The organism is Paraburkholderia sp. 22098, assembly GCF_052045935.1.
Taxonomy (GTDB): Bacteria; Pseudomonadota; Gammaproteobacteria; order Burkholderiales; family Burkholderiaceae; genus Paraburkholderia; species Paraburkholderia caledonica.
This window is the reverse complement of record NZ_JBQEPV010000006.1, coordinates 192,379-211,258: the sequence shown is the minus strand read 5'-3', so window position 1 is coordinate 211,258 and position 18,880 is coordinate 192,379. Positions and strand designations below refer to the sequence as shown.

Annotated in this window: 21 protein-coding genes; 8 read left to right on the top strand and 13 right to left on the bottom strand. The window is 61.9% G+C overall.

Going from position 1 to position 18,880, the window contains the following annotated elements; all coding sequences use genetic code 11:
• Window positions 1–62 precede the first annotated feature (62 nt).
• On the top strand, window positions 63–773 hold the full coding sequence (locus tag ACTJLB_RS14905) for a GNAT family N-acetyltransferase (RefSeq protein WP_440783705.1): 711 nt from the start codon (window positions 63–65) through the stop codon (window positions 771–773).
• Window positions 774–839: 66 nt separating this feature from the next.
• Here ACTJLB_RS14905 and ACTJLB_RS14900 read toward each other — a convergent pair whose 3' ends face one another.
• Window positions 840–1,379 (bottom strand): GNAT family N-acetyltransferase, encoded by a 540-nt coding sequence (locus tag ACTJLB_RS14900; protein WP_288830787.1) that lies wholly within the window; start codon window positions 1,377–1,379, stop codon window positions 840–842.
• Between the two features lie 119 nt (window positions 1,380–1,498).
• Window positions 1,499–2,365: a LysR family transcriptional regulator gene (locus tag ACTJLB_RS14895; protein WP_020068737.1), complete on the bottom strand. Its 867-nt coding sequence runs from the start codon at window positions 2,363–2,365 to the stop codon at window positions 1,499–1,501.
• A gap of 136 nt (window positions 2,366–2,501) precedes the next feature.
• On the opposite strand from ACTJLB_RS14895, the gene ACTJLB_RS14890 reads away from it, so the two are divergent.
• The 3 genes from ACTJLB_RS14890 (at window position 2,502) to ACTJLB_RS14880 (ending at window position 4,780) form a co-directional block, all read left to right on the top strand.
• On the top strand, window positions 2,502–3,446 hold the full coding sequence (locus tag ACTJLB_RS14890) for an AEC family transporter (protein ID WP_087751845.1): 945 nt from the start codon (window positions 2,502–2,504) through the stop codon (window positions 3,444–3,446).
• A gap of 125 nt (window positions 3,447–3,571) precedes the next feature.
• A complete protein-coding gene (locus ACTJLB_RS14885) occupies window positions 3,572–4,150 on the top strand; it encodes a DUF4337 domain-containing protein (RefSeq protein WP_088175505.1) in 579 nt (192 codons plus the stop codon).
• Window positions 4,151–4,162: 12 nt separating this feature from the next.
• Window positions 4,163–4,780 carry a LysE family translocator gene (locus ACTJLB_RS14880; protein ID WP_440783704.1) on the top strand — a complete coding sequence of 206 codons (618 nt, stop codon included), beginning with the start codon at window positions 4,163–4,165 and terminating at the stop codon, window positions 4,778–4,780.
• 122 nt (window positions 4,781–4,902) lie between these two features.
• Here the strand turns inward: ACTJLB_RS14880 and ACTJLB_RS14875 are convergent, their stop codons facing one another.
• The 4 genes from ACTJLB_RS14875 to ACTJLB_RS14860 all read right to left on the bottom strand — a co-directional run bounded on the left by ACTJLB_RS14875 (window position 4,903) and on the right by ACTJLB_RS14860 (window position 7,537).
• Window positions 4,903–6,177, bottom strand: coding sequence for an RNA polymerase sigma factor (locus ACTJLB_RS14875; RefSeq protein WP_440783703.1), 1,275 nt, complete (start codon window positions 6,175–6,177; stop codon window positions 4,903–4,905).
• A gap of 4 nt (window positions 6,178–6,181) precedes the next feature.
• Window positions 6,182–6,589, bottom strand: a complete 408-nt coding sequence (locus ACTJLB_RS14870; protein ID WP_088175502.1) for a VOC family protein — start codon at window positions 6,587–6,589, stop codon at window positions 6,182–6,184.
• Window positions 6,590–6,618: 29 nt separating this feature from the next.
• On the bottom strand, window positions 6,619–7,032 hold the full coding sequence (locus ACTJLB_RS14865) for a YciI family protein (protein ID WP_020068731.1): 414 nt from the start codon (window positions 7,030–7,032) through the stop codon (window positions 6,619–6,621).
• A gap of 151 nt (window positions 7,033–7,183) precedes the next feature.
• Window positions 7,184–7,537 (bottom strand): YciI family protein, encoded by a 354-nt coding sequence (locus ACTJLB_RS14860; protein ID WP_020068730.1) that lies wholly within the window; start codon window positions 7,535–7,537, stop codon window positions 7,184–7,186.
• A gap of 383 nt (window positions 7,538–7,920) precedes the next feature.
• Between ACTJLB_RS14860 and ACTJLB_RS14855 the strand changes: the two genes are divergently transcribed.
• Window positions 7,921–9,882, top strand: coding sequence for a hypothetical protein (locus tag ACTJLB_RS14855; RefSeq protein WP_440783702.1), 1,962 nt, complete (start codon window positions 7,921–7,923; stop codon window positions 9,880–9,882).
• Between the two features lie 65 nt (window positions 9,883–9,947).
• Here the strand turns inward: ACTJLB_RS14855 and ACTJLB_RS14850 are convergent, their stop codons facing one another.
• Window positions 9,948–10,421 carry a hypothetical protein gene (locus ACTJLB_RS14850; RefSeq protein ID WP_440783701.1) on the bottom strand — a complete coding sequence of 158 codons (474 nt, stop codon included), beginning with the start codon at window positions 10,419–10,421 and terminating at the stop codon, window positions 9,948–9,950.
• An 848-nt stretch (window positions 10,422–11,269) separates the two neighbouring features.
• Complete coding sequence (locus ACTJLB_RS14845) at window positions 11,270–11,539, bottom strand: DUF1488 domain-containing protein (RefSeq protein ID WP_027778246.1); 270 nt, start codon at window positions 11,537–11,539, stop codon at window positions 11,270–11,272.
• 913 nt (window positions 11,540–12,452) lie between these two features.
• Here ACTJLB_RS14845 and ACTJLB_RS14840 point away from each other — a divergent pair.
• Both ACTJLB_RS14840 and ACTJLB_RS14835 read left to right on the top strand, forming a co-directional pair.
• Window positions 12,453–12,926 (top strand): N-acetyltransferase family protein, encoded by a 474-nt coding sequence (locus ACTJLB_RS14840; RefSeq protein ID WP_440783700.1) that lies wholly within the window; start codon window positions 12,453–12,455, stop codon window positions 12,924–12,926.
• A gap of 35 nt (window positions 12,927–12,961) precedes the next feature.
• Window positions 12,962–13,312 (top strand): DOPA 4,5-dioxygenase family protein, encoded by a 351-nt coding sequence (locus ACTJLB_RS14835; protein ID WP_204523289.1) that lies wholly within the window; start codon window positions 12,962–12,964, stop codon window positions 13,310–13,312.
• Window positions 13,313–13,334: 22 nt separating this feature from the next.
• On the opposite strand, the gene ACTJLB_RS14830 is transcribed toward ACTJLB_RS14835, so the two are convergent.
• Window positions 13,335–13,646 carry a high-potential iron-sulfur protein gene (locus ACTJLB_RS14830; protein WP_131316523.1) on the bottom strand — a complete coding sequence of 104 codons (312 nt, stop codon included), beginning with the start codon at window positions 13,644–13,646 and terminating at the stop codon, window positions 13,335–13,337.
• Window positions 13,647–13,708: 62 nt separating this feature from the next.
• Window positions 13,709–14,446 (bottom strand): nitroreductase, encoded by a 738-nt coding sequence (locus tag ACTJLB_RS14825; protein WP_440783699.1) that lies wholly within the window; start codon window positions 14,444–14,446, stop codon window positions 13,709–13,711.
• A 207-nt stretch (window positions 14,447–14,653) separates the two neighbouring features.
• Between ACTJLB_RS14825 and ACTJLB_RS14820 the strand changes: the two genes are divergently transcribed.
• Entirely contained in the window at window positions 14,654–15,649 is a 996-nt protein-coding gene (locus tag ACTJLB_RS14820) for an aldo/keto reductase (protein WP_440783698.1), read from the top strand.
• A gap of 37 nt (window positions 15,650–15,686) precedes the next feature.
• On the opposite strand, the gene ACTJLB_RS14815 is transcribed toward ACTJLB_RS14820, so the two are convergent.
• From ACTJLB_RS14815 to zwf, 3 genes are read right to left on the bottom strand one after another with little or no spacing between them, the layout of a single operon-like run.
• Window positions 15,687–16,256 (bottom strand): YbhB/YbcL family Raf kinase inhibitor-like protein, encoded by a 570-nt coding sequence (locus ACTJLB_RS14815; RefSeq protein WP_131316517.1) that lies wholly within the window; start codon window positions 16,254–16,256, stop codon window positions 15,687–15,689.
• Between the two features lie 42 nt (window positions 16,257–16,298).
• Entirely contained in the window at window positions 16,299–17,210 is a 912-nt protein-coding gene (locus ACTJLB_RS14810; protein ID WP_440783697.1) for an ROK family protein, read from the bottom strand.
• 4 nt (window positions 17,211–17,214) lie between these two features.
• Window positions 17,215–18,834: a glucose-6-phosphate dehydrogenase gene (zwf, locus tag ACTJLB_RS14805; protein ID WP_440783696.1), complete on the bottom strand. Its 1,620-nt coding sequence runs from the start codon at window positions 18,832–18,834 to the stop codon at window positions 17,215–17,217.
• Between the last annotated feature and the right edge of the window lie 46 nt (window positions 18,835–18,880).

Below are 18,880 nucleotides of genomic sequence, written 5' to 3'. Positions count from 1 at the left end.
GCCGTATCGTTCATCATGTTCTTTGTGACCAACGATTAACCCCAGACGCCAGGAGTGCAGACATGGAACCCCGACGTAACGCGTTCGAACAACCGATCGGAGCGCCGCTGCCCGACTGGAACGGCGCGAAGCCGCCCGCGCGGACGCCGCTAGCCGGCCGCTATTGCCGGATCGAACCGGTCAACGTCGAAGCTCACGCGGCGGATCTCTTCGACGCCTACCGCTCGGCACCTGACGCCCGCGACTGGACGTATCTCGCAATAGGCCCATTCGAAACCGTCGACGCCTATCGTGAGCACCTGACGCGCATCGCGGCGTCGGCTGATCCGCTGCACTACGCAGTGATCGACGCCGCAAGCGGGAAGGCGGTCGGCACGCTGGCGCTGATGCGCATCGATCCGGCTAACGGCGTGATCGAAGTCGGGCATGTCACCTATTCGCCGCGTCTTAAGCGAACGCGCGTGGCGACCGAAGCCATGTTTCTGCTCATGCAATACGTGTTCGACGAGCTTGGCTACCGGCGTTTCGAGTGGAAGTGCGATTCGCTGAACGAGCCGTCGCGCGCTGCGGCGTTGCGCTATGGCTTTACGTTCGAGGGAATCTTCCGCCAGGCGATTGTTTATCGTCAGCGCAGCCGCGACACCGCATGGTTTTCAGTTATCGACAGCGAATGGCCTGCGCTGCGTCCGAGCTACACACGTTGGCTCGACAACTCGAACTTCGACGCCGAAGGCCGGCAAGTCGAGCGGCTAGCGGATCTCATCGCGCGATAAAAAGCAGCGTCTCACGAAGGTCAGTGACGGCCTATCTAAGGGTGAATAAGCCAGCTTCGCGCTGGCTTATTTCGCCGCACGAGGTGCGCGCCGAAGCATGATGGTCGGCTGCCCCTTGTATATGGTGCGAAGGTGCTCGCGATAGCCGACCTTGTGCGCGACTCGCAGCGAAGCTTCATTCTCCGGCGCAATGATGCAAGCGGTCTCTGCGTCTGGCCATTTTTCGTCTGCCCAATCCAACACGGCACGCACGGCTTCCGTCGCATAGCCGTGGCCATGCAGTGCAGGGCTCAAAGCCCAGCCCATTTCCGGCGTGCCCGCCAGCGAGGGCTCGATATCGCGCTGATAATCGGCCAAGCCCACTTCGCCAATGAAACGCCCGCTGTCTTTCTCGCGGACGACCCAATATCCGTAGCCGAGCATCGTCCAATGACCGGCGTAGCGCAGCAAACGCGCCCAGACTTCTTCGCGTGTGGAAGGCTTGCCACCGATATACCGGATCACCTCGGGATCGGACCACATCGCGTGGCTGTCGAGGAAGTCGTCGCGCGTGTGGGCGCGTAGGATCAGGCGGGCGGTGGTGAGAACAGGCGGCTGTGTCGGCATTGAAAGATCAGCGGAAAGGCAAGGTTAGCTAAGGCGCGTGCTTTCGATGATCGCAGATTCCTCGCTGAAAAAAATTGCGCTTGCGTTTGCACTTGCGTTCGCACTTGCGTACTTCGAACTCAAGCCAACTCCAGGAACCGCGCCAGACACGGATTCCGGTTCGCCGGCGACCAGGCCAGCACCTGCTCGATCAACGGCGCGTCCACCAGCGGCTTGAACACCACGCCCGCAAGCTGGGCCTTGCGCATGGACGCGGGCACGAGTGCAACGCCCACGCCTTCATCGACAAGGCTCAACACGGTCTGTTGCAGCTGCACTTCAAAGCGAATGTCCGGTTCAAAGCCGCCTGAGCGGCAATGATCGAGAATCGTCGCGCGTAACGTGGGCGCCACTTCCGCGGATGCCAGCACGAACGGCTCGCCGGCTAGTTGCGCGATCTTGAGCCGCCGGGCGCGAGCCCGCGGGTGACCTCGGGATAACGCGACGCACAGCGGCTCGCGCAAGATGGTGCGCGTGGCGAGTCCCTTATCGGGCACGTGAGGAAACATGATGGCGGCGTCGATGTGCCCAGCCACCACCTGCGCCGCCAGGTCGTTCGACACCACTTCGCGCAGATTCAGCGCGACCTCGGGGTACGCCGCGCCGAACGCCCGCGCATAGCCGGGCACGACGTTATAGGCGGCGCACATCGTGAAGCCAATCGCGAGCTTGCCCGCGTCGCCCGACGCCGCTGCCTGCGCATTGCTCACCGCCTGTTCGACCGACGCGAGAATCGCCTTTGCATCCGCGTAAAAGCGCTCGCCCGCGGCGGTCAGCGTGACGCTGCGCGGGCTGCGCTCGACAAGCATCACGCCGAGGCTCGCTTCCAGCGCCGCCAGTTGACGGCTCAACGGGGGCTGTGACAAGTTCAGGCGCGCCGCCGCCCGCCCGAAATGGCGCGTCTCGGCAAGCGTCACGAAATAGCGCAGCGGCTTGATGTCGATCACGTGTCCACCTGAGTTAACCGACGATGCATAAAAGGTATCGTCCAGCGTAAAAAACGGTATTTGATTGTATCAACGCAAGTCACTACGCTGACGGGTTGCCCTCTTACACGCCGTATAGCTCGCGCGTTTCCCACCGATGTTAGCCACCCTCGAGATCCTGCTTCCCGTTTTCGGCCTCATATTCGCGGGCTTTGCCTGTCGGCGACGCGGCGTGCTCGGGCCGAACTCGGCGTCGGAACTCAATCGCTTCGTGGTCTGGCTCGCGTTGCCCGCGCTGCTGTTCGACACCATGGCGCGCGCCACATGGGAGCAGCTATACCAGCCGGCGTTTGTCGTCACGTTTTCGATTGCATGCGCTGGCATCTTTGCTGTGATTCTCGTCATGCGGCTGCTGAGCGGCCGCCATCTCGCGGATGCAAGCGTCGACGCGATTGCGGCGTCGTATCCGAACACCGGCTACATCGGCTTTCCGCTCGGCATGATCGCGTTCGGCCAGGCGAGCCTGACACCCACCACGATCGCGACGATCCTCGTCGCCTGTGTGCTGTTTGCAGGCGCCATCGTGTTGATCGAAATCGGCTTGCAGACCGAACGCACACCGCACAAGCTTGGCTTGAAAGTGCTACGTTCGCTGGCGCGCAACCCGTTGATCGTGTCGCCGATCGCGGGCGCGCTGTTTGCCGGTCTGCACGTGGCCATGCCGCCGAGCGCGGAGACGTTCCTCAAGTTACTGAGCGGTGCGGCCAGTCCTTGTGCACTGGTCAGCCTCGGCTTGTTTCTCGCCGAAAAGCGTCCGTCCGAATCGGGTACACGGGGCATTGCGTTGCTGCTGACGCTCGTCAAGCTGGTCGTGCAGCCGGCGCTTACATGGTGGCTCGCCGCGCGCGTCTTCCGGCTCCCGCCCGCGCTGGTCGAAATGGCGGTCGTGCTCGCAGCGCTGCCCACTGGCACCGGCCCGTTCATGCTGGCCGAGTTCTATGAGCGCGAAGCGCAGATCACGTCGCGCACAATTCTTTTATCGACCGTGGGTTCTGTCGTGACGCTGTCGCTCCTGCTACTTTGGATGGGTCATCGCGCCTGAATCGGAACAACGAGGCGCTCGCAGAAAGCATGCTTCTCCATCGTCGTGACGTCACGCGCTAAGATTGAGGCCCCGGGTCCGCGCGACGCCTGGATACGACAAAAGAGTTTGCCTCGGAGAATTTGATGCCTGAAGAGTATGAAGTGCATGGTCCACACGACCACGCGGTGCAGCACGCCGGCCACCACGACGCGGACTCTTTCGGGAGCCGCATGGCCGTAATAACGGCAGTCCTCGCGACGATTGGCGCGTTGTGCGCGTACCAAAGCGGAAACAGCGAGAACCTCGCGCTGTACTACAAGAACGAAGCCGCGATCAAAAAGACCGAAGCGTCGAACCAATGGAACTACTACCAGGCTAAGGGCGAAAAGCAGAACCTCGCGGAACTGGGCGCGGCGCTGTCCGTCGCCAGTTCTGACGAGCATGCAAAATTTCTCGCGGACGTCGACAAGTACAAGCAGCAAAAAGAGCCGATCCGCGCAAAGGCTGAAGCGATAGAAAAAGAGGTGCTCGACAATGACGCGAAGAGCGAGGCACTGCTGCATGGCCATCATCGTTGGGCGCAGGCTACTACGCTGATTCAGGTTGCCATCGCTCTGTGCGCGATCACGCTGCTCACGCGCAAGAAATGGTTGCGCAATGTGTCGTTCGTGGTCGCGGCAGCGGGCGTCGCGACCGGTGCAATGGCCTTTTTCTCTGCTTGATCGGAGCTTCGCGTGGTAGATAGTTCGGCCGTTCTAGGTGTGTTATCCGTGTATGTGGCCGGCGTTGTGATTCCCGGTCCGAACTTCGTTGCGGTCGCGCATAAGGCGGCCTCCGCTACACGCACCGAAGCGCTGGCGGTGGTGGCGGGTATTGTGCTCGTCAATCTGTTCTGGGCGAGCTGCGCGATTCTCGGCGTCGGCATTGTGTTCGCAGCGTTTCCGTGGCTGGCCTTCGCCGTTAAAGTGGCGGGCGCCGCTTATCTGATCTGGTTCGGTGGACGTCTGATCTTCAAGGCTTCCGCTGGCAACTCGCAACCGAATGCGCAGGCGCCCGGCGGCAGCGTCCGCCAGGCATTCGCTCAAGGCTTCGCGACGAATATCGCGAATCCCAAATCGGTCGCGTTTTTTGCCGCCGTGTTTTCATCGGCGGCGCCGCCGCATGAGAGCGTCGGCACTTTCGCAGCGATGCTGGGCATGGTGTTCGTCGTGGCAAGCAGCTGGTATGGCTTCGTTGCGCTGACGTTGTCGCACGCGCGGATCGCGTCCGCGTACCGGCGCAGCAAGGCATGGGTCGACCGGGTGTGCGGCGGCCTGATCATCGCGTTGGGCGTGCGTCAGTTGATCCGCTAGCAGGTTCCATGGCGCTTTCGGTGATGCTTCCCGCAGCGCCTGGGAGAATAATGCCGTCGTCGGCGCACGATCGCGCGCAGTGCCGTGGCTATGCCCGGTTTATGCGCACAAACTTCGGCAGCCTACTGCATCACCGCACGCGCGCGTTCGAGCAACAACTCGCGCTCGCGTGCGTTGCGCGTCATCGCGGCAGCACGTTCGAAGTCCGCGCGCGCTTCATTCATGCGACCGAGTTTCGCAAGCAAATCGCCGCGCACGCTCGGAAGCCAGTGATAGTTAGCGAGCGCCGCATCTGCCGCGAGCGCATCGACAATCTCGAGGCCTGCCGCCGGTCCGAAGGCCATACCCACCGCAACCGCGCGGTTCAATTCGACAACCGGCGACGGCGCCACCTGCGCAAGCGCGTCGTATAGCGCAACGATCTGCGCCCAATCGGTGTCTTCCGCCCGATGCGCCCGAGCATGGCACGCGGCCAGCGCGGCTTGCAGCGCGTATGGCCCGCTCGCGCCGCCAAGCGCGTGCGCGGTGTTGAGCGCGGCCAGCCCGCGACGGATCAGAAGCGGGTCCCAACGGCTTCGGTCCTGCTCGAGCAACAGAACGGGGCGCCCTTGTGCATCGGTGCGCGCATGCGTACGCGACGCCTGAATTTCCATCAACGCGACAAGGCCGTGCACTTCACTTTCGTCAGGCACGAGACCGCTGAGCACGCGCCCAAGCCGCAGCGCTTCTTCGCAGAGCGCGGGGCGCATCCAGTCGTCACCGGCCGTCGCCGAATAGCCTTCGTTGAAGATCAGGTAGATCACCTGCAACACCGACGCAAGCCTCGGCGCACGCGCTTCCGCCTGCGGCACCTCGAACGGCACTTTCGCGGCCGACAGCGTCCGCTTCGCGCGGACAATGCGCTGTGCGACGGTCGGTTCCGGCACAAGAAAAGCGCGGGCGATCTCGTCCGTCGTCAGGCCGCCTAGCAAACGCAACGTGAGCGCGACGCGCGCGTCGGTGGACAACACCGGATGGCATGCGGTGAAGACGAGCCGCAGCAAATCGTCGCCAATATCGTCGGCACGCGCGGCGTCGAGCGCATCGACGAAATCCGGCACGACATGCGCCTCTAGCGCGTCCAGGTCGTGACCCAGCTCTTCACGTTTGCGCGCGTGCAACGCTTCCTGCCGCAAGCGATCGAGGGCGCGGTTCTTTGCGGTCGCCATCAGCCACGCTCCGGGATTGTCGGGCACGCCCGCGTCGGGCCAATGTTCAAGCGCCGACACGAGCGCGTCTTGCGCCAGTTCTTCGGCGAGCCCGACGTCGCGCACCATTCGCGCGACGTAGGCGATGACCTTGGCGGACTCGATCCGCCAGACTGCCTCGATGGCACGGTGAGTGGCCGGTTTCGTCACAGGCTCAACCCGGCGCCTTCGCGTTGGGGTCCATGTAGATCAGCTCCCAGATATGCCCGTCGATGTCTTCGAAACCGTGGCCGTACATGAAGCCGTAGTCCTGCGGCGCACGCGGCGCGGTGCCGCCCGCAGCGAGCGCTTTGGCAACGAGCGCATCGACCTCGCCTCGACTTTCGCAAGACAAGCCTACGAGCGCTTCCGTGCTTTCCTTCGGATCGCAAAGCGACTTGCGCGTGAAGGACTTGAACAGGTCTTTGACCAGCAGCATTGCGTAAAGATTTTCACCGAGGATCAAACACGCCGCCTGATCGTTGGTGAATCGCGGATCGAAATTAAAACCGAGTGCGCTGAAGAATGCCTTTGACCGATCGAGTTTATCGACCGCGAGATTGACGAAGATCTGCTTGTGCATGATGAGTCCAGTAATCGATTGGCGTGGGATCAGCGGCGGCCCGCTTCCAGTTCACGAAAGCGCTCGAGTTCCGCGCTCGGCTCGAAGTCATCGAGTTCGTAGAGTTGCCGCACCTCGATTTCACCGTCGGCCTGTTCGCCGAACGGCGCGGGAAAACGCCGCGCCCATTCCATCGCTTCTTCGCGCGAACGCACCTGGATCAGCGTGTAGCCGGCGACCAGTTCCTTTGTCTCAGCAAACGGACCGTCGATCACCGAGCGCTGACCGCCGCTGTAGCGAACGCGCCATCCTTTCGAACTGGGCTGCAAGCCCGTGGCGTCCAGCAGCACACCTGCCTTGGCGAGTTCTTCGTGGTACGCGCCCATCGCGGCCATTAAGGACGCTTCTGGCATTTCGCCGGCTTCGCTCGCGGCAGTCGCCTTCACCAGAATCATGAATCGCATCGCGGATACTCCTTTCGTCGTGAGGTTCGAGGATGTCTCGTTGAGCGTGGCGCGTTGGCCTGCTCTTACTCACACGACGAGCAAAGCACGAGCGATTCGACAGACAGCTCGGGCGCCTGGTGAAAACCCCGAGCAAACAGGCGCAGACCGCCTAGGCGAAGCAGGGGCCGAGCTTGCGTACCTCGACGGTGCACCAGGTCGCCGCCGGACAGGCTTGCGCAATGGCCACCGCTTCCTCGCGCGAGTCGCAATCGAGGAGGAAAAAGCCGCCGACCATTTCCTTCGCTTCTGCGAAGGGTCCGTCGACCAGTTTCGGCTGCCCGTCGCGCACCTGCACGCGCACAGCGTCGCGGGAAGACGTGAGCGATTCGACCGCGAGCAGTTTGCCGCGCTCCTTGAGGTCGGCGGCGAAACGCACCATCTGATCGTAGACTTCACGGCCTTTCGCCTCGCCGCGCTCGATGCGCTGTTCCGGGGGCTCGACAATCAGCAGCATATAAGACATGGCGTCTCCAATGAGTGAGCTGCGGACAGGCGCCCGGCAGTCGTATGGCGGAAGAAAAATGCGCTTGGGATCAGCGCGGAAAACCAGTCTAGCAAGCGCGGATCGTTCCGGTAAGCCCGAACCGCGGACTAATCGGCGGCTAACCCCGCGCTTTTACGGAGACTCGTAAGCTTCAACGCTTTGCGGATTCACTTTTGCGACACGGCACGCTTGCGTCGATTTGAAGTATTCTCCCAACGCGCCATCAGCCGCTATTTAAACGGCCGTTAAAGTGTGAGAAAACATAGGTATTGCTTTCAATCCGACGACACCGCGCGAGGATTGAAAAACGCTTATCGACATAACGGGCCGATATCAAAACGAATCACAGCATCGGGGACTTCATGCATCGAACGTTAGTGCGCAGCGCCGTCGCGGCCGCAGTGGCTTTTGCGTTTCTTCAACTGAGCGGTTGCGGCGGGGGTTCAGGATCGGGGTCAGGCTCGTCCAATACGCAAACTGCCACCGCGACATCCGTTACCGGCACCGTAGCGAGCGGCAGCGCATGGGCCGGCGCAAGTGTGACCTTGATGGACGCCACGGGGGCGCAAGCGACCGCCACCACCAACGCACAGGGCGCGTTTAGCATCTCCGTCAAAGGCATGACCGCGCCTTTCCTGCTGATGGCAAACGACGCGACCGGCTTCTCGAGTCCGCTTGTCTCAGTGCTGGCCAAGCTACCCAACGGCACCGCGCCCGCCGTTGCCAACATCACTACGCTCACCACCGCTATTGCCGCGATGTTGACCGCATCGGGCAATCCGTCCGATCTCGCGTCGAGCACCGCACTCGCTAAAGTTGCGCTGCCCTCGGTTCAGATCGCCATCATCACGCTCGACGCAATTCTGGCAAACGTGCTTGCGCAAAACGGCATTCAGTCGGCCGGCTTCGATCCTGTCGGCACCGCGTTCACGCCGAATCACACGGGTGCGGATGCGGTGATCGATACGGTGTCGGTTGTGACCGGCCCTAACGGCGGCTTGCTGCTGCTGTCCAACGCCGCGCCCAGTACAACCGTCGCGCTGAACAAGCAGACAGGACAATCCACGAAGCTCGCCGCGCCGGCGGCTGCAGCCAATTATCTGGAACCGCTCGCGCCATTGCTGACGGCGTGTGCTGCGACAGGCACGCTGGATACGTCGTGCGCACCCGCCATCGACAGCACTTTTCTGGAGAACGGCTCAAGCAACCTTGCGACGGGTCACGGCTTGCCGAACGCGTCGCTTGCCGGTGCGCGCTTCGGATCGCCGAAAACCCTCGCGTTTTTCACGCGCAACGGCAAGCAGCAAGCGCTCATACAAATCCCGCTGACGCTCGCCGACGGCACAGCAGGCGCGCTATACAGCATTGCTCAGCAGATGGCGGCCCCGGTTGCGCTCGCGGGCGGCACGCAGCTCGGCTGGAACCTGGTCGGCAACCAGTCGCAATTCGCCGTGGCGATCAATTCGCGGATTCAGCGCCGCACGTTTCTCGACGCGCGGGTCAACGACGTGAACCGCTACGAGTCCGGCCTGGAAATTACGATTCCGGTCGCGCTGAACCCTGCTGTGTACTCCGCGTCCGTCTCAGGGCCTGGGCTCGCGGCGCCTGTGTGGCTTCTGCCGCGCAGCGCCGCTGGCAGCAGCACGCTCGGCCTCTCTGACACGGCGTTGAGTGCCGCGCCGGTATCGCCGGCCACGACTGCGAGCAGCACGTCGATGTATCGCTGGTCATGGCAATCGCTACCGTCTACGGCCAGCTTCGCGCCGCCCGCGTCGAGCGGCGTGTACGCGGCGCAGTCAGTCGATGTCGGCACAGTGCCGCTCTACGCCGCCTACACGGTGACGTTTTACGACAGCATCGGCACGAAACTCGGCGTGTCGCAGGTCATGAATCCGGGTAGCCCGCTCGGCGCGGCGGCCGGTGCGACGGTGTCGTGGCCGACTTTGCTGTCCGACTTCGAGACGCAGTTTGTTACTCCGGCCGGATCGCTTGCCGGTATTCAGTATGCGATGAGCGTCAGCTGGTCCAGCCTCGTCAACGGACAGAGCCTCGCGTATCCGGTGAATTCGGTGCAGATTCAGGCATCCGGTCTAACCTTGGCCGGCACGAACGGCGAAGTCGACGGCTTTGCAGTGGGCACACCGAATAACACCACGTTTGGGCAGTATCAAACGACCGTCAGCGCCGGAATCAATTCGCAAGGCGTTCGCACGTGTACGAATTGTCCGTTCCCCGCGCTGACCTCAGGGGGTTCGCGCCTTGTCGAACTCGGCGGCAATCAGAACTGGATCAGCTATTACGATGTGACGCAGTACAACGATTAACCGGCGCGGCAAAAAAAACGCCCCACATGGGGCGTTTTCTATTTGGGGAATTTGCGGCTCTACCGTCAGAGCACCGCTTCAGCGATTGCTCTCGTCCGCGCGGACCGCATCAAGCCTTCGATCATTCGCGCCTGAGCGCTCGCAATCTCGCTCAACGATGCCACGGACAATTGCTCGTCCAGAATCGCGAGCGACGTGCACAGGCGTGCGTGTTCGTCGTCACTGAGCGTCCACTTGCCGGTTATCTGCTCGCGGCTGTCTAACTGGACCATAGCGGCGTGGCCGCTCTCAATATCGTCGATAAGGTCTTCGCCGAGGCCGAGGCGCGCAAGCTCCTGCGACACGAGCAAGTGCCGGCTCAACGACATGTGCAGATCGCGTGAGCCGTGACCGTGCTCGAACGCGTCGAGCGCCGCATAGCACTGCAGAAGCATCGCAGCGGTAACCGGCTCGTGCGTGCTACGGCTTTGAGTCAGCGCACGCAACAGCGGCGACATGGCCGGCGAATTGTGTTTGCGGACTCGCGATTTACTGGACATAGGTTTCACCTCCTTCGCTAACTCTCGGCTTCGTCGCACGATCGGTATGATTTCCCGCGACGAGTGCCGCCGATGCGCCGGCGGCTGAACAGCCTCTAATGTGAGTCTGTGTAAGCATGATGGCAAGCGAATATTAAGTCCGGCTTAAAACGCGAAGGTCGCGTGCCTTCATCGCATCGACGAAAAAAAACCCTGTTCCCGCGAGAGAACAGGGCCGGACAGGATGGAAGAGTCGTGCTCGCGCGTGGATGCTCGCCGACCTGTAACCATCGAAACTGAAACGCTGTTACTGCCAATCTGCTACTTATGTTGCTGCTGCGAAGACATCTTCTGAACTTGTACTGCTACTGCTGAGACTTTCGTTGCGACTTCAACTGTTACTGGAAAACGGTCGTTGCCAGGTCAACTACTACCAGCACTGCAAAAACGGTTGTTGCTACTTCACCTGCTACTGCGCCATTGTTCTGCTTCTACTTCGTGTTGCGTTACTGCCCTGCCGCGTCGAACACCGCGGCAAACTGCCATCAACGGTACGGTTCAAAACAACGCGGGGGAAGACCGCGTCGATGGGGCTCGGTGATTTGTCGCTCCATGTAAAACAGTTTATGCGAGCGAGCGCCCAGGCAATTGGGCAAAAGGAAGGGATTTGCCGCGCCAGTTTGACGAATCGGCGTAACAATCGGGGACGCATGCAGGAGGGATGCCGGAACCGCGTGAACGACTCACACGCGAATGGCGAACAGGCAGGCGAGCGAGGGCGCTATCGGGCGCCCGCTCGCACAAGATTCAGCGCGACGAAAGCGCACGCAACGTCATGACGACGATGCGTGCACGGCGATGAACCGTCATTAGCGCGCGGCAAAATCGCTGATCGTCAACAGGACTCTATCGCCCGGACGGGCCAGCATCTTTCTTTCGGCGACAGCAGTGATGCGTTTGCGGCCATCCGCAAACGTTTTCAGCATGCGGTCCTCGGCAGCGCCGCGCTGCAGCCAGAAATGCTGCTCCAGCGCTTCACGCGTTACCGCGCATTCGAGGTCTCGTCCTCGCGCCGAAAGCTGGAAAATCACCGCGCGCCCGTCAGCCGAGACGCTAGGTTCAAGCTCGATAATCTCCATGGCCCACCTCGCAAAGTTGGTTATGCCGTCCGCCGTACTGAAACGGACAACACCGAACAAAACTGAATAGACACGCAAACCGGCGCCGATCTTTCGGCTGATGAATTCCCTACTGTGCTGCCGCTACGTTCATCGTAAGCGAACGCAACGGCGCGTGCATGTCCGCATCTCCCGGCAACACTGCCGACGTAGACGCGGGCCGGGCTGCGAGACGAAGCGCCGGCGCAAACAGCAGCGCGCTGGCCGCTGCCGGCATGTGCGCCCGGCCGCTCAGCCACCTTGAGCGTTTCCGGCAGAATTCATGCAATAGGGTACTCAAGCCTTCGGACATCGCGTGTGTCCCGCCGCGCACTTCGCGCAACGCGGACGAAATCGCAAACCAGGAATGCGGTGGCCGGAGTTCGTGGCACACCACACCGCGTGAATCGGCGAAACGCAGGCAGCCTGTGTCGGGGTAGAAGACGAGCGTCATCGCGTCGCCATCTATCGCGCGCGTCAGAACATGTGGTTTCGTGTTCAGCATTGTTCGTTGTATGCCAAGTGGCGCCGTTTCCCGGCGTTTCGGCGTGTCGCGCGCGGAGTCTCGAACTCGCGCGCGTAGCAATCCGCGGGTAGGGCAAAAGCAAGGCACATGCCAATCAGCGCTAAACGCGCTGCCCTCATGCTTCGGCGCCCCGCAGAACGCGCTTGCATCGCGTGTCGCGCGAGCGGCAAACATCGGCGGCGCCTGATGCATCGCGGTTAAAGTCGCAGCGCCGCATCCGGCTTTCGTGACTCGCACGAGCGGCGACCAATCCGCATTCTCTGCGCGAGCGCGCGCATCGGAACAAGCTAGCATGGTAAAAAAGCACTGGCAGCGTGACAATTCGCGCCCATTCTTACTAACCGGCTCCGCATCCGGCGCAGTTCCGACATGTCCGACGACCACGCTGCGATAACCCTGCGCCCCGCCGTCGCGCGAGACGAGCCCTTTCTCTTCGAACTGCGCAAGGCGACGATGACCGAACACCTCGCGCGTGTCGGCGAACCTGCGGACGACGCCGAGCATCGCGCGCGTTTGCTGCATCGTTACGACACAGCGCGTGTCATTTGTGTCAACGGCATGCCTGCCGGCTTGCTCAAAGCGCATCGCACCGATACTGAATGGCTAGTCGTTCAATTGCATATCGCGCCCGCGCTGCAAAGACGCGGCATCGGCGAACGAGCGCTCAGCACGGTGCTGCGCGCCGCCGACGCCGACGCATTGCCCGTCGCGCTCAAGGTGCTCAAAGGCAACCCGGCACAGCGTCTCTACGAGCGGCTCGGTTTTGAAATCGTGGGCGAGGATGAAAGACAGTTTCACATGAGGCGCGCGCCGCGCGCGTCGGCGGAAACTGAAGCAGAATAAATGGCGGATAACGACTGACACACCACAGGCTCGGCATGACTCTTCGTGACACTTCCGTGATTCAAAGCTGGCACGCGCACGTCTACTTCGATTCCGCGACGCGCGACAGCGCCTGGGCGTTCCGCGAGCAAATCGAAGCGCGTTGGCATGGCAAGCTGCAGATGGGTCGTTTTCACGAACGCCCGGTCGGGCCGCACCCCATGTGGTCGTATCAAATGGCTTTCGCCCACGAGCAGTTCGGCGAGCTGATTGGCTGGCTGACGCTCAATCACGGCACGCTCGACATTTTCGTGCACCCGAATACCGGCGACGCACTGCGCGACCACCGCGACGCCGCCGTGTGGATTGGCCGCTCACATGAGCTCCGGCTCGCCGCGTTGATCTGACGAATGCGCGGCTGCCCGCGGTTCACATGTTCGTGTACGAGCTGCACCAGCCGCGCGCGGCGACCTGTTTGTCGCCGAATAGCGTGCAGCCGCCGTACGCGTCGGTAGCCTTGCCCTGAAAGAGCGAACATGTCGCGCAATTCTGGCCCGCTGCGTATTGCGGATACTTGGCCTTGTCGACTTTTGACACGTCGTCTTTATAGCCGAGCGCCTGCGCCTGCGGGTCTGCCTCGCTGAGTGCGTTCGCGCCGGCGGCGAATGCCGCGCGCGAAATCATGAGCGATGAGCCTGCGCTCACGCCCAACAATAAAAAATAGCGGCGCGATGTTTTCATTGTTCGACTCCTTTGTGCTAGTGGGACGCGCCTGAACCACAGGCCGTTTTATCGCCAGGCGTTCAATCCAGAAACCGCGTGAATCGTTCGACCGGCTCCCGTTCGGAGCGTAGCGCGTTGACCGGCGCGTTTTCGTCTGCGAAGCCGAGCGACATGCCGCACACCAATTGCTCGTCTGGCGGCAGATCGAGTTGCGCTGCGATCACCTGATGAAACGGCGTGAACGCGGCCTGCGGGCAGGTGTCCAGGCCGCGCCCGCGCGCCGCCGTCATGATGGCTTGCATGAACATGCCGTAATCGAGCCAGCTGCCGCGCTCCACTACGCGGTTGATGGTGAAGAAAAGGCCCACCGGCGCGCCGAAAAAGCGATAGTTCTGCGCGTGCTGTTCATGCATGCGCGCCTTGTCGCCCTTTTCAATGCCGAGCAGTCCGTACAGATCCCAACCGATCTTGCGGCGGCGGTCGATGTAAGGAGACACCCATTCGCGCGGATAGTACGGATATTCCTCGCGATAGAGCGTGTCGCGCTCCGGATGATCGTAAGCCTCCAGCAACGCCTGCGACACACGCGCGAGCGAGTCGCCCGTCACCACATAGACCTTCCACGGCTGTGTATTGGTGCCGGAGGGCGCGCGGCTCGCCACTTCGAGAATCGCCTCGATGTCCGCGCGCGGCACGGGCGTCGGCAGAAATGCGCGGATCGAGCGGCGCGTGACGAGCGCGGCATCCACCACGCTTGTGGCTTCGCTTGCGTTCTGGCTCGTGGCGTGGTTCGTGACTGTGGCGGCTGGGCGTGTCATCGTCGAAAATTCCCGTTGAAGCGGCAAGCAATGCGCTGCAACGATTCTAGCGCGAGCGGCCATTTTCAAGCGGGCAAGTGCGCAGCTTACGTTTGCAATGCATGGCTGTGCGCCTGTCAACGCAACTATCGTTTTGCGTTTATCCTCTTCGCACGCTTCTTGCCGTATTCCCTATCGCAACCCATTCGTTCAATTCCGGAGTTGAGCATGCAATACCGCAAATTCGGCCGCACTGGCCTGACGGTTTCCCGCTTGTGCCTCGGCACGATGACTTTTGGCCTGCAGACCGAAGAAGACGCTTCGCGCCGCATTCTCGATACTGCCGCCGACGCCGGCGTGAATTTCATCGATACGGCCGACGTCTATCCGCTCGGCAGCGACCACAGCGACGCGGGACGCACGGAGGAGATCGTGGGCCGTTGGCTGAAGGGCAAGCGCGACCGCTTCATTCTGGCCACGAAGGCAGTTGGCAAGATGGGCCCTTCGGCATGGGACCAGGGCGCGTCGCGCAAGCATCTGCTCGATGCAATCGATGCCTCGCTGAAGCGTCTCGGCACCGACTATGTAGACCTCTATCAACTCCATACCGACGACGCGACCACTCCGCTCGACGAAACACTCGAAGCGTTGGACGTGATCGTTCGCTCGGGCAAAGCACGCTACATCGGCGTATCGAACTTTCTTGCGTACCGACTCGCGCGTGCGCTGGGTCGCGCCGACGTATTACGCGTGGCGCGATTCGTCTCGGTGCAGCCGCGTTATAACCTGCTGTTCCGCCAGATCGAACGTGAACTGCTGCCCCTGGCCGCGGAGGAGCAACTTGCAGTCATGCCGTACAACCCGCTCGCGGGCGGCTTGCTGACGGGCAAGCACAAGCTCGATGCAGCGCCGCCGTCGGGCCGTTTCACTGAAACCGTCGGCAAGGCGGGCGCCATGTATCAGGAGCGGTACTGGCATCAACGCGAATTCGAGACGATCGAGCGGCTCAAAGCGATTGTCGAGCCGACCGGCCAGTCGCTAACGCGCGTGTCGCTTGCATGGGTGCTGGCAAATCCACTGGTCACGTCGGCGATTATCGGCGCGAGTCGCGCCGAGCAATTGACCGATACGTTGGCGGCGTCCGAATTCGTGCTGGACGCCGACATCAAGCAGCAACTCGACGAGGCCAGCGTCGAATACCGGTGGGGCGACGCGGCGCGCTAAGCGTGGCGGGCGACCGCTAGTTGCAAGCGCGTTGCGATCATCGCCCGTATCGAAGCACTGTGCTGGTTGCCGCAATCACGTGATCCTTCATTGCGGCAAGCAGCGCGTCTCTCGTCAAGCCGGCCGGCAAGGCGTCGGGCGCGAGATCAAGTGCATAGACTTGCACGACGTAGTGATGCGGCACCTCGCCGACCGGCGGGCATGGTCCGTAATATCCCGTGCCACCGGTGCGATTCGTCCCACCCACACTGCCAGGCGGCGGTGCGGCTCCCGAGCCAAGCGAGGTAACGGAAGGCGCAATGCCGTAGAGCACCCAATGCACGATGCCTAAACCCTTCGCGCCGTCGGGATCGAAGATGGTCACCGCATAGCTTTTCGTGCCTGTGGGCGAGTTGTGCCATTGCAATGCCGGCGACACGTTGCCGCCGCCGCAGTTGTTGGCGCTGGCCGCGTGAGCCGATTCCAGTGTGGCGCCGTCGGCCAGCCCCGGCGACGTCAAGGTGAACGCCTCAGCCGCATTTGCAGCAGCCACGGTGAAGGCGAGCATCATGCCCACGCCGGCAGACATCAGGCGCCGCGCAGTGCCAACGTAAGCGCGTCGAATCATTACTGCTTGCTCCCGGTTATTCGCCATTGACGTGAGTTCGAATTATTCGAATTTGCCAACGCGCGCGTTCGCTTCGGGAAGCTGCCGCGTTTCGCGCACCGACCGTGGATGCCATAGCCGCGCGCCGCCTTCAATGCCCGCGTCGTTCGAAACCGTCGCCACGTTCGCCGGCAACTGGAATGTCAGGCGTGCCGCGTTACCGCCGCCGATCCACAACTTGTCGTAGTTCACCAGCGATTCGAGAATTCGAATCACTTTTTCAACGCGCCGATTCCAGCGCTTATTCCCAGCTTTTTCGCGCGCGGCGTCGCCAATGTATTCGTCGTAAGCAACGCCTTTCTTGCTCACTGGATGGTGTGCAAGCTCCAGATGAGGCATCAGTTCGCCGTCGCGAAAGAGCGCCGTTCCCGCGCCGGTTCCGAGCGTCAGGACGAATTCAAGCCCTTCGCCTTCAATTGCGGCGAAGCCTTGCATTTCGGCGTCGTTGATCATGCGGACCGGCAAGCCGCCGAGCCTTTGCGCGAGCAGATCGGCAAGCGCAAAGTCGTGCCAACCTTCCACGCCGAAATGCGGCGCCGTCAGAATGCGGTTGTTGCGCACCACGCCCGGAAAGCCGATCGACATCAGCGCGGGCGGCGCTTTTGCGACCAGCGGCTCCACGAGTTTCGCCAACGCATCGACGAGTTGATCGGGCGTGCACGGATGCGGTGTCGCGACACGCAAGCGCTCGGTCTGCATCTTGCCGTCCGCGTCGATAATGGCCGCTTTCAGGCCGGTGCCGCCGACGTCGATTGCGAGAATCCGCTCGTCACTCGTTGCTGCTTGCGCAGCTTTGGCCTGCGTTGCGGCGTTTGTCGCTTTTGCCGCGTTTGTCGTTTTTGCCGCGTTTTTCGCCTTTGCCGCGTTTGCTTTGGATGTCGCCACGGTTACCCCGTATGTGTGGTTGTGCTTCATGGCATTACTTCTTCTGGACCGCGCCCGCTTTCAACGGACGCCACGCGCGGCCGTCGCGCGCCAGCAGCGCATCCGCTTCGGCGGGCCCTTCGCTGCCGGCCGCATAGCCGTGCACCGGGACCGCGCCGCCCGCTTTCGGATGCAACACATCGTCCACCGCGCACCAGCTCGTTTCGATGCTGTCGGCGCGCTGGAACAACGTCTCGTCGCCGAGCATGCAGTCGTACAGCAGCGTTTCATAGCCTACGTTCGCGCGTTCCGCGAAAAAATCGCCGTAATCGAACGAAGACTGTACCGGGCCGATGTGCATTACGGGACCCGGCGTTTTTACGTTGAAGTCGAAGCTCGTGCCGTGCGCAGGGTCGATGCGCAAAGTCAGCACGTTAGGCGTAAGCGCATCGACAGGCGTGTCGCGGAACAAACGAAACGGCACGGGCTTCAGTTGCACTGAAATTTCCGTGCGGCGCGCGGCGAGCCGCTTGCCCGTGCGCAGATAAAAAGGCACGCCGGCCCAGCGCCAATTTTCTACGAACACGCGCGCGGCGGCATACGTTTCAGTCGTGCTGTTCGGCGCAACATCCGGCTCCTCACGATAACCCACGCCTGCAGCGCCTTTTTCGTATTGACCGAACACGACGTCGTTCGGCGTCAGCGGCAAGATGGCGTCGAAAATTTCGGCCTTTTTATCGCGCACGGCTTCCGCATCGAATGAATTGGGCGGTTCCATGGCGACCATGCCGAGCAACTGGAACAGGTGGTTCGGCACCATGTCGCGAAACGCGCCGGTCTGTTCGTAGAACTTGCCGCGCCCTTCCACGCCGATTGTTTCCGCCGCCGTGATCTGCACACTGTCGATATATTCGCGCCGCCATACCGGTTCGAATAGCGCGTTGGCAAAACGCACGGCAAGAATGCTCTGCACCGTGTCCTTGCCGAGAAAGTGGTCGATGCGATAAATCTGCGATTCCTTCGCATATGAAAGGATATGCGCATTCAGATCGCGTGCTGTTGCAAGGTCGGTGCCGAACGGCTTTTCGATCACGATGCGGCGAAAGCCATCGCCCTCTTTAAGCAACCCCGCCTCGCCCAGATGCTGGACGATCGGTTTGAAGAAACGCGAAGTGACCGCCAGATAGAAGATGACATTGCCGCCCGGCGCGTCAGCGAGTTTCTGCTTGAGCTGCGCGAAGGTGTCGGGTGTCTCGAACTCGCCGGCCATATATTCGAGGCGTTGCGCCACCCAGTTCCACGCGTTGTCATCCAGCTTGCCGGCGTGAAAGGTGCTGGCCTTGTCGGCAGCGAATTTTTGCAGCGACTGGTGCAGGTCTTCCCGCCACTCGGCCGTCTCCCGCGCGCCGTGATTGACGCCGACAATCTGCATGCCGTTGTCGAGCAGGCCGTCCACCGCGAGGTTGTAAAGCGCGGGCATCAGCAGGCGCTTCGTAAGGTCGCCGCCCGCGCCGAAGATCACCAGCGTGCAAGGCGGCGCGGGACGTTTGCCCGCGGGCGACGGCGGCTCACCTTGCGCGTTCGCACTGACTTTGCAACTGCGCGCCACAGCAGCGTTGCCGTCAGCGTCTGCGTTCGAAGGATCAGCGGCTTGAGAATTCGCTGTAGTCGGCATGGGATTCACTTGAAGAAGCCAATGAAACGGACGTGGCAATACTTGA

What these genes read in the sequence shown, in the direction of transcription:
- ACTJLB_RS14890 (WP_087751845.1), top strand. Translation starts at nt 2,502, where the DNA reads ATGTTAGCCACCCTCGAGATCCTGCTTCCCGTTTTCGGCCTCATATTC.
- ACTJLB_RS14900 (WP_288830787.1), bottom strand. Translation starts at nt 1,379, where the DNA reads ATGCCGACACAGCCGCCTGTTCTCACCACCGCCCGCCTGATCCTACGC.
- ACTJLB_RS14810 (WP_440783697.1), bottom strand. Translation starts at nt 17,210, where the DNA reads ATGAAGCACAACCACACATACGGGGTAACCGTGGCGACATCCAAAGCA.
- ACTJLB_RS14820 (WP_440783698.1), top strand. Translation starts at nt 14,654, where the DNA reads ATGCAATACCGCAAATTCGGCCGCACTGGCCTGACGGTTTCCCGCTTG.
- ACTJLB_RS14840 (WP_440783700.1), top strand. Translation starts at nt 12,453, where the DNA reads ATGTCCGACGACCACGCTGCGATAACCCTGCGCCCCGCCGTCGCGCGA.
- ACTJLB_RS14885 (WP_088175505.1), top strand. Translation starts at nt 3,572, where the DNA reads ATGCCTGAAGAGTATGAAGTGCATGGTCCACACGACCACGCGGTGCAG.
- ACTJLB_RS14825 (WP_440783699.1), bottom strand. Translation starts at nt 14,446, where the DNA reads ATGACACGCCCAGCCGCCACAGTCACGAACCACGCCACGAGCCAGAAC.
- ACTJLB_RS14835 (WP_204523289.1), top strand. Translation starts at nt 12,962, where the DNA reads ATGACTCTTCGTGACACTTCCGTGATTCAAAGCTGGCACGCGCACGTC.
- ACTJLB_RS14815 (WP_131316517.1), bottom strand. Translation starts at nt 16,256, where the DNA reads ATGATTCGACGCGCTTACGTTGGCACTGCGCGGCGCCTGATGTCTGCC.
- ACTJLB_RS14905 (WP_440783705.1), top strand. Translation starts at nt 63, where the DNA reads ATGGAACCCCGACGTAACGCGTTCGAACAACCGATCGGAGCGCCGCTG.
- ACTJLB_RS14855 (WP_440783702.1), top strand. Translation starts at nt 7,921, where the DNA reads ATGCATCGAACGTTAGTGCGCAGCGCCGTCGCGGCCGCAGTGGCTTTT.
- ACTJLB_RS14860 (WP_020068730.1), bottom strand. Translation starts at nt 7,537, where the DNA reads ATGTCTTATATGCTGCTGATTGTCGAGCCCCCGGAACAGCGCATCGAG.
- ACTJLB_RS14865 (WP_020068731.1), bottom strand. Translation starts at nt 7,032, where the DNA reads ATGCGATTCATGATTCTGGTGAAGGCGACTGCCGCGAGCGAAGCCGGC.
- ACTJLB_RS14845 (WP_027778246.1), bottom strand. Translation starts at nt 11,539, where the DNA reads ATGGAGATTATCGAGCTTGAACCTAGCGTCTCGGCTGACGGGCGCGCG.
- ACTJLB_RS14850 (WP_440783701.1), bottom strand. Translation starts at nt 10,421, where the DNA reads ATGTCCAGTAAATCGCGAGTCCGCAAACACAATTCGCCGGCCATGTCG.
- ACTJLB_RS14870 (WP_088175502.1), bottom strand. Translation starts at nt 6,589, where the DNA reads ATGCACAAGCAGATCTTCGTCAATCTCGCGGTCGATAAACTCGATCGG.
- zwf (WP_440783696.1), bottom strand. Translation starts at nt 18,834, where the DNA reads ATGCCGACTACAGCGAATTCTCAAGCCGCTGATCCTTCGAACGCAGAC.
- ACTJLB_RS14830 (WP_131316523.1), bottom strand. Translation starts at nt 13,646, where the DNA reads ATGAAAACATCGCGCCGCTATTTTTTATTGTTGGGCGTGAGCGCAGGC.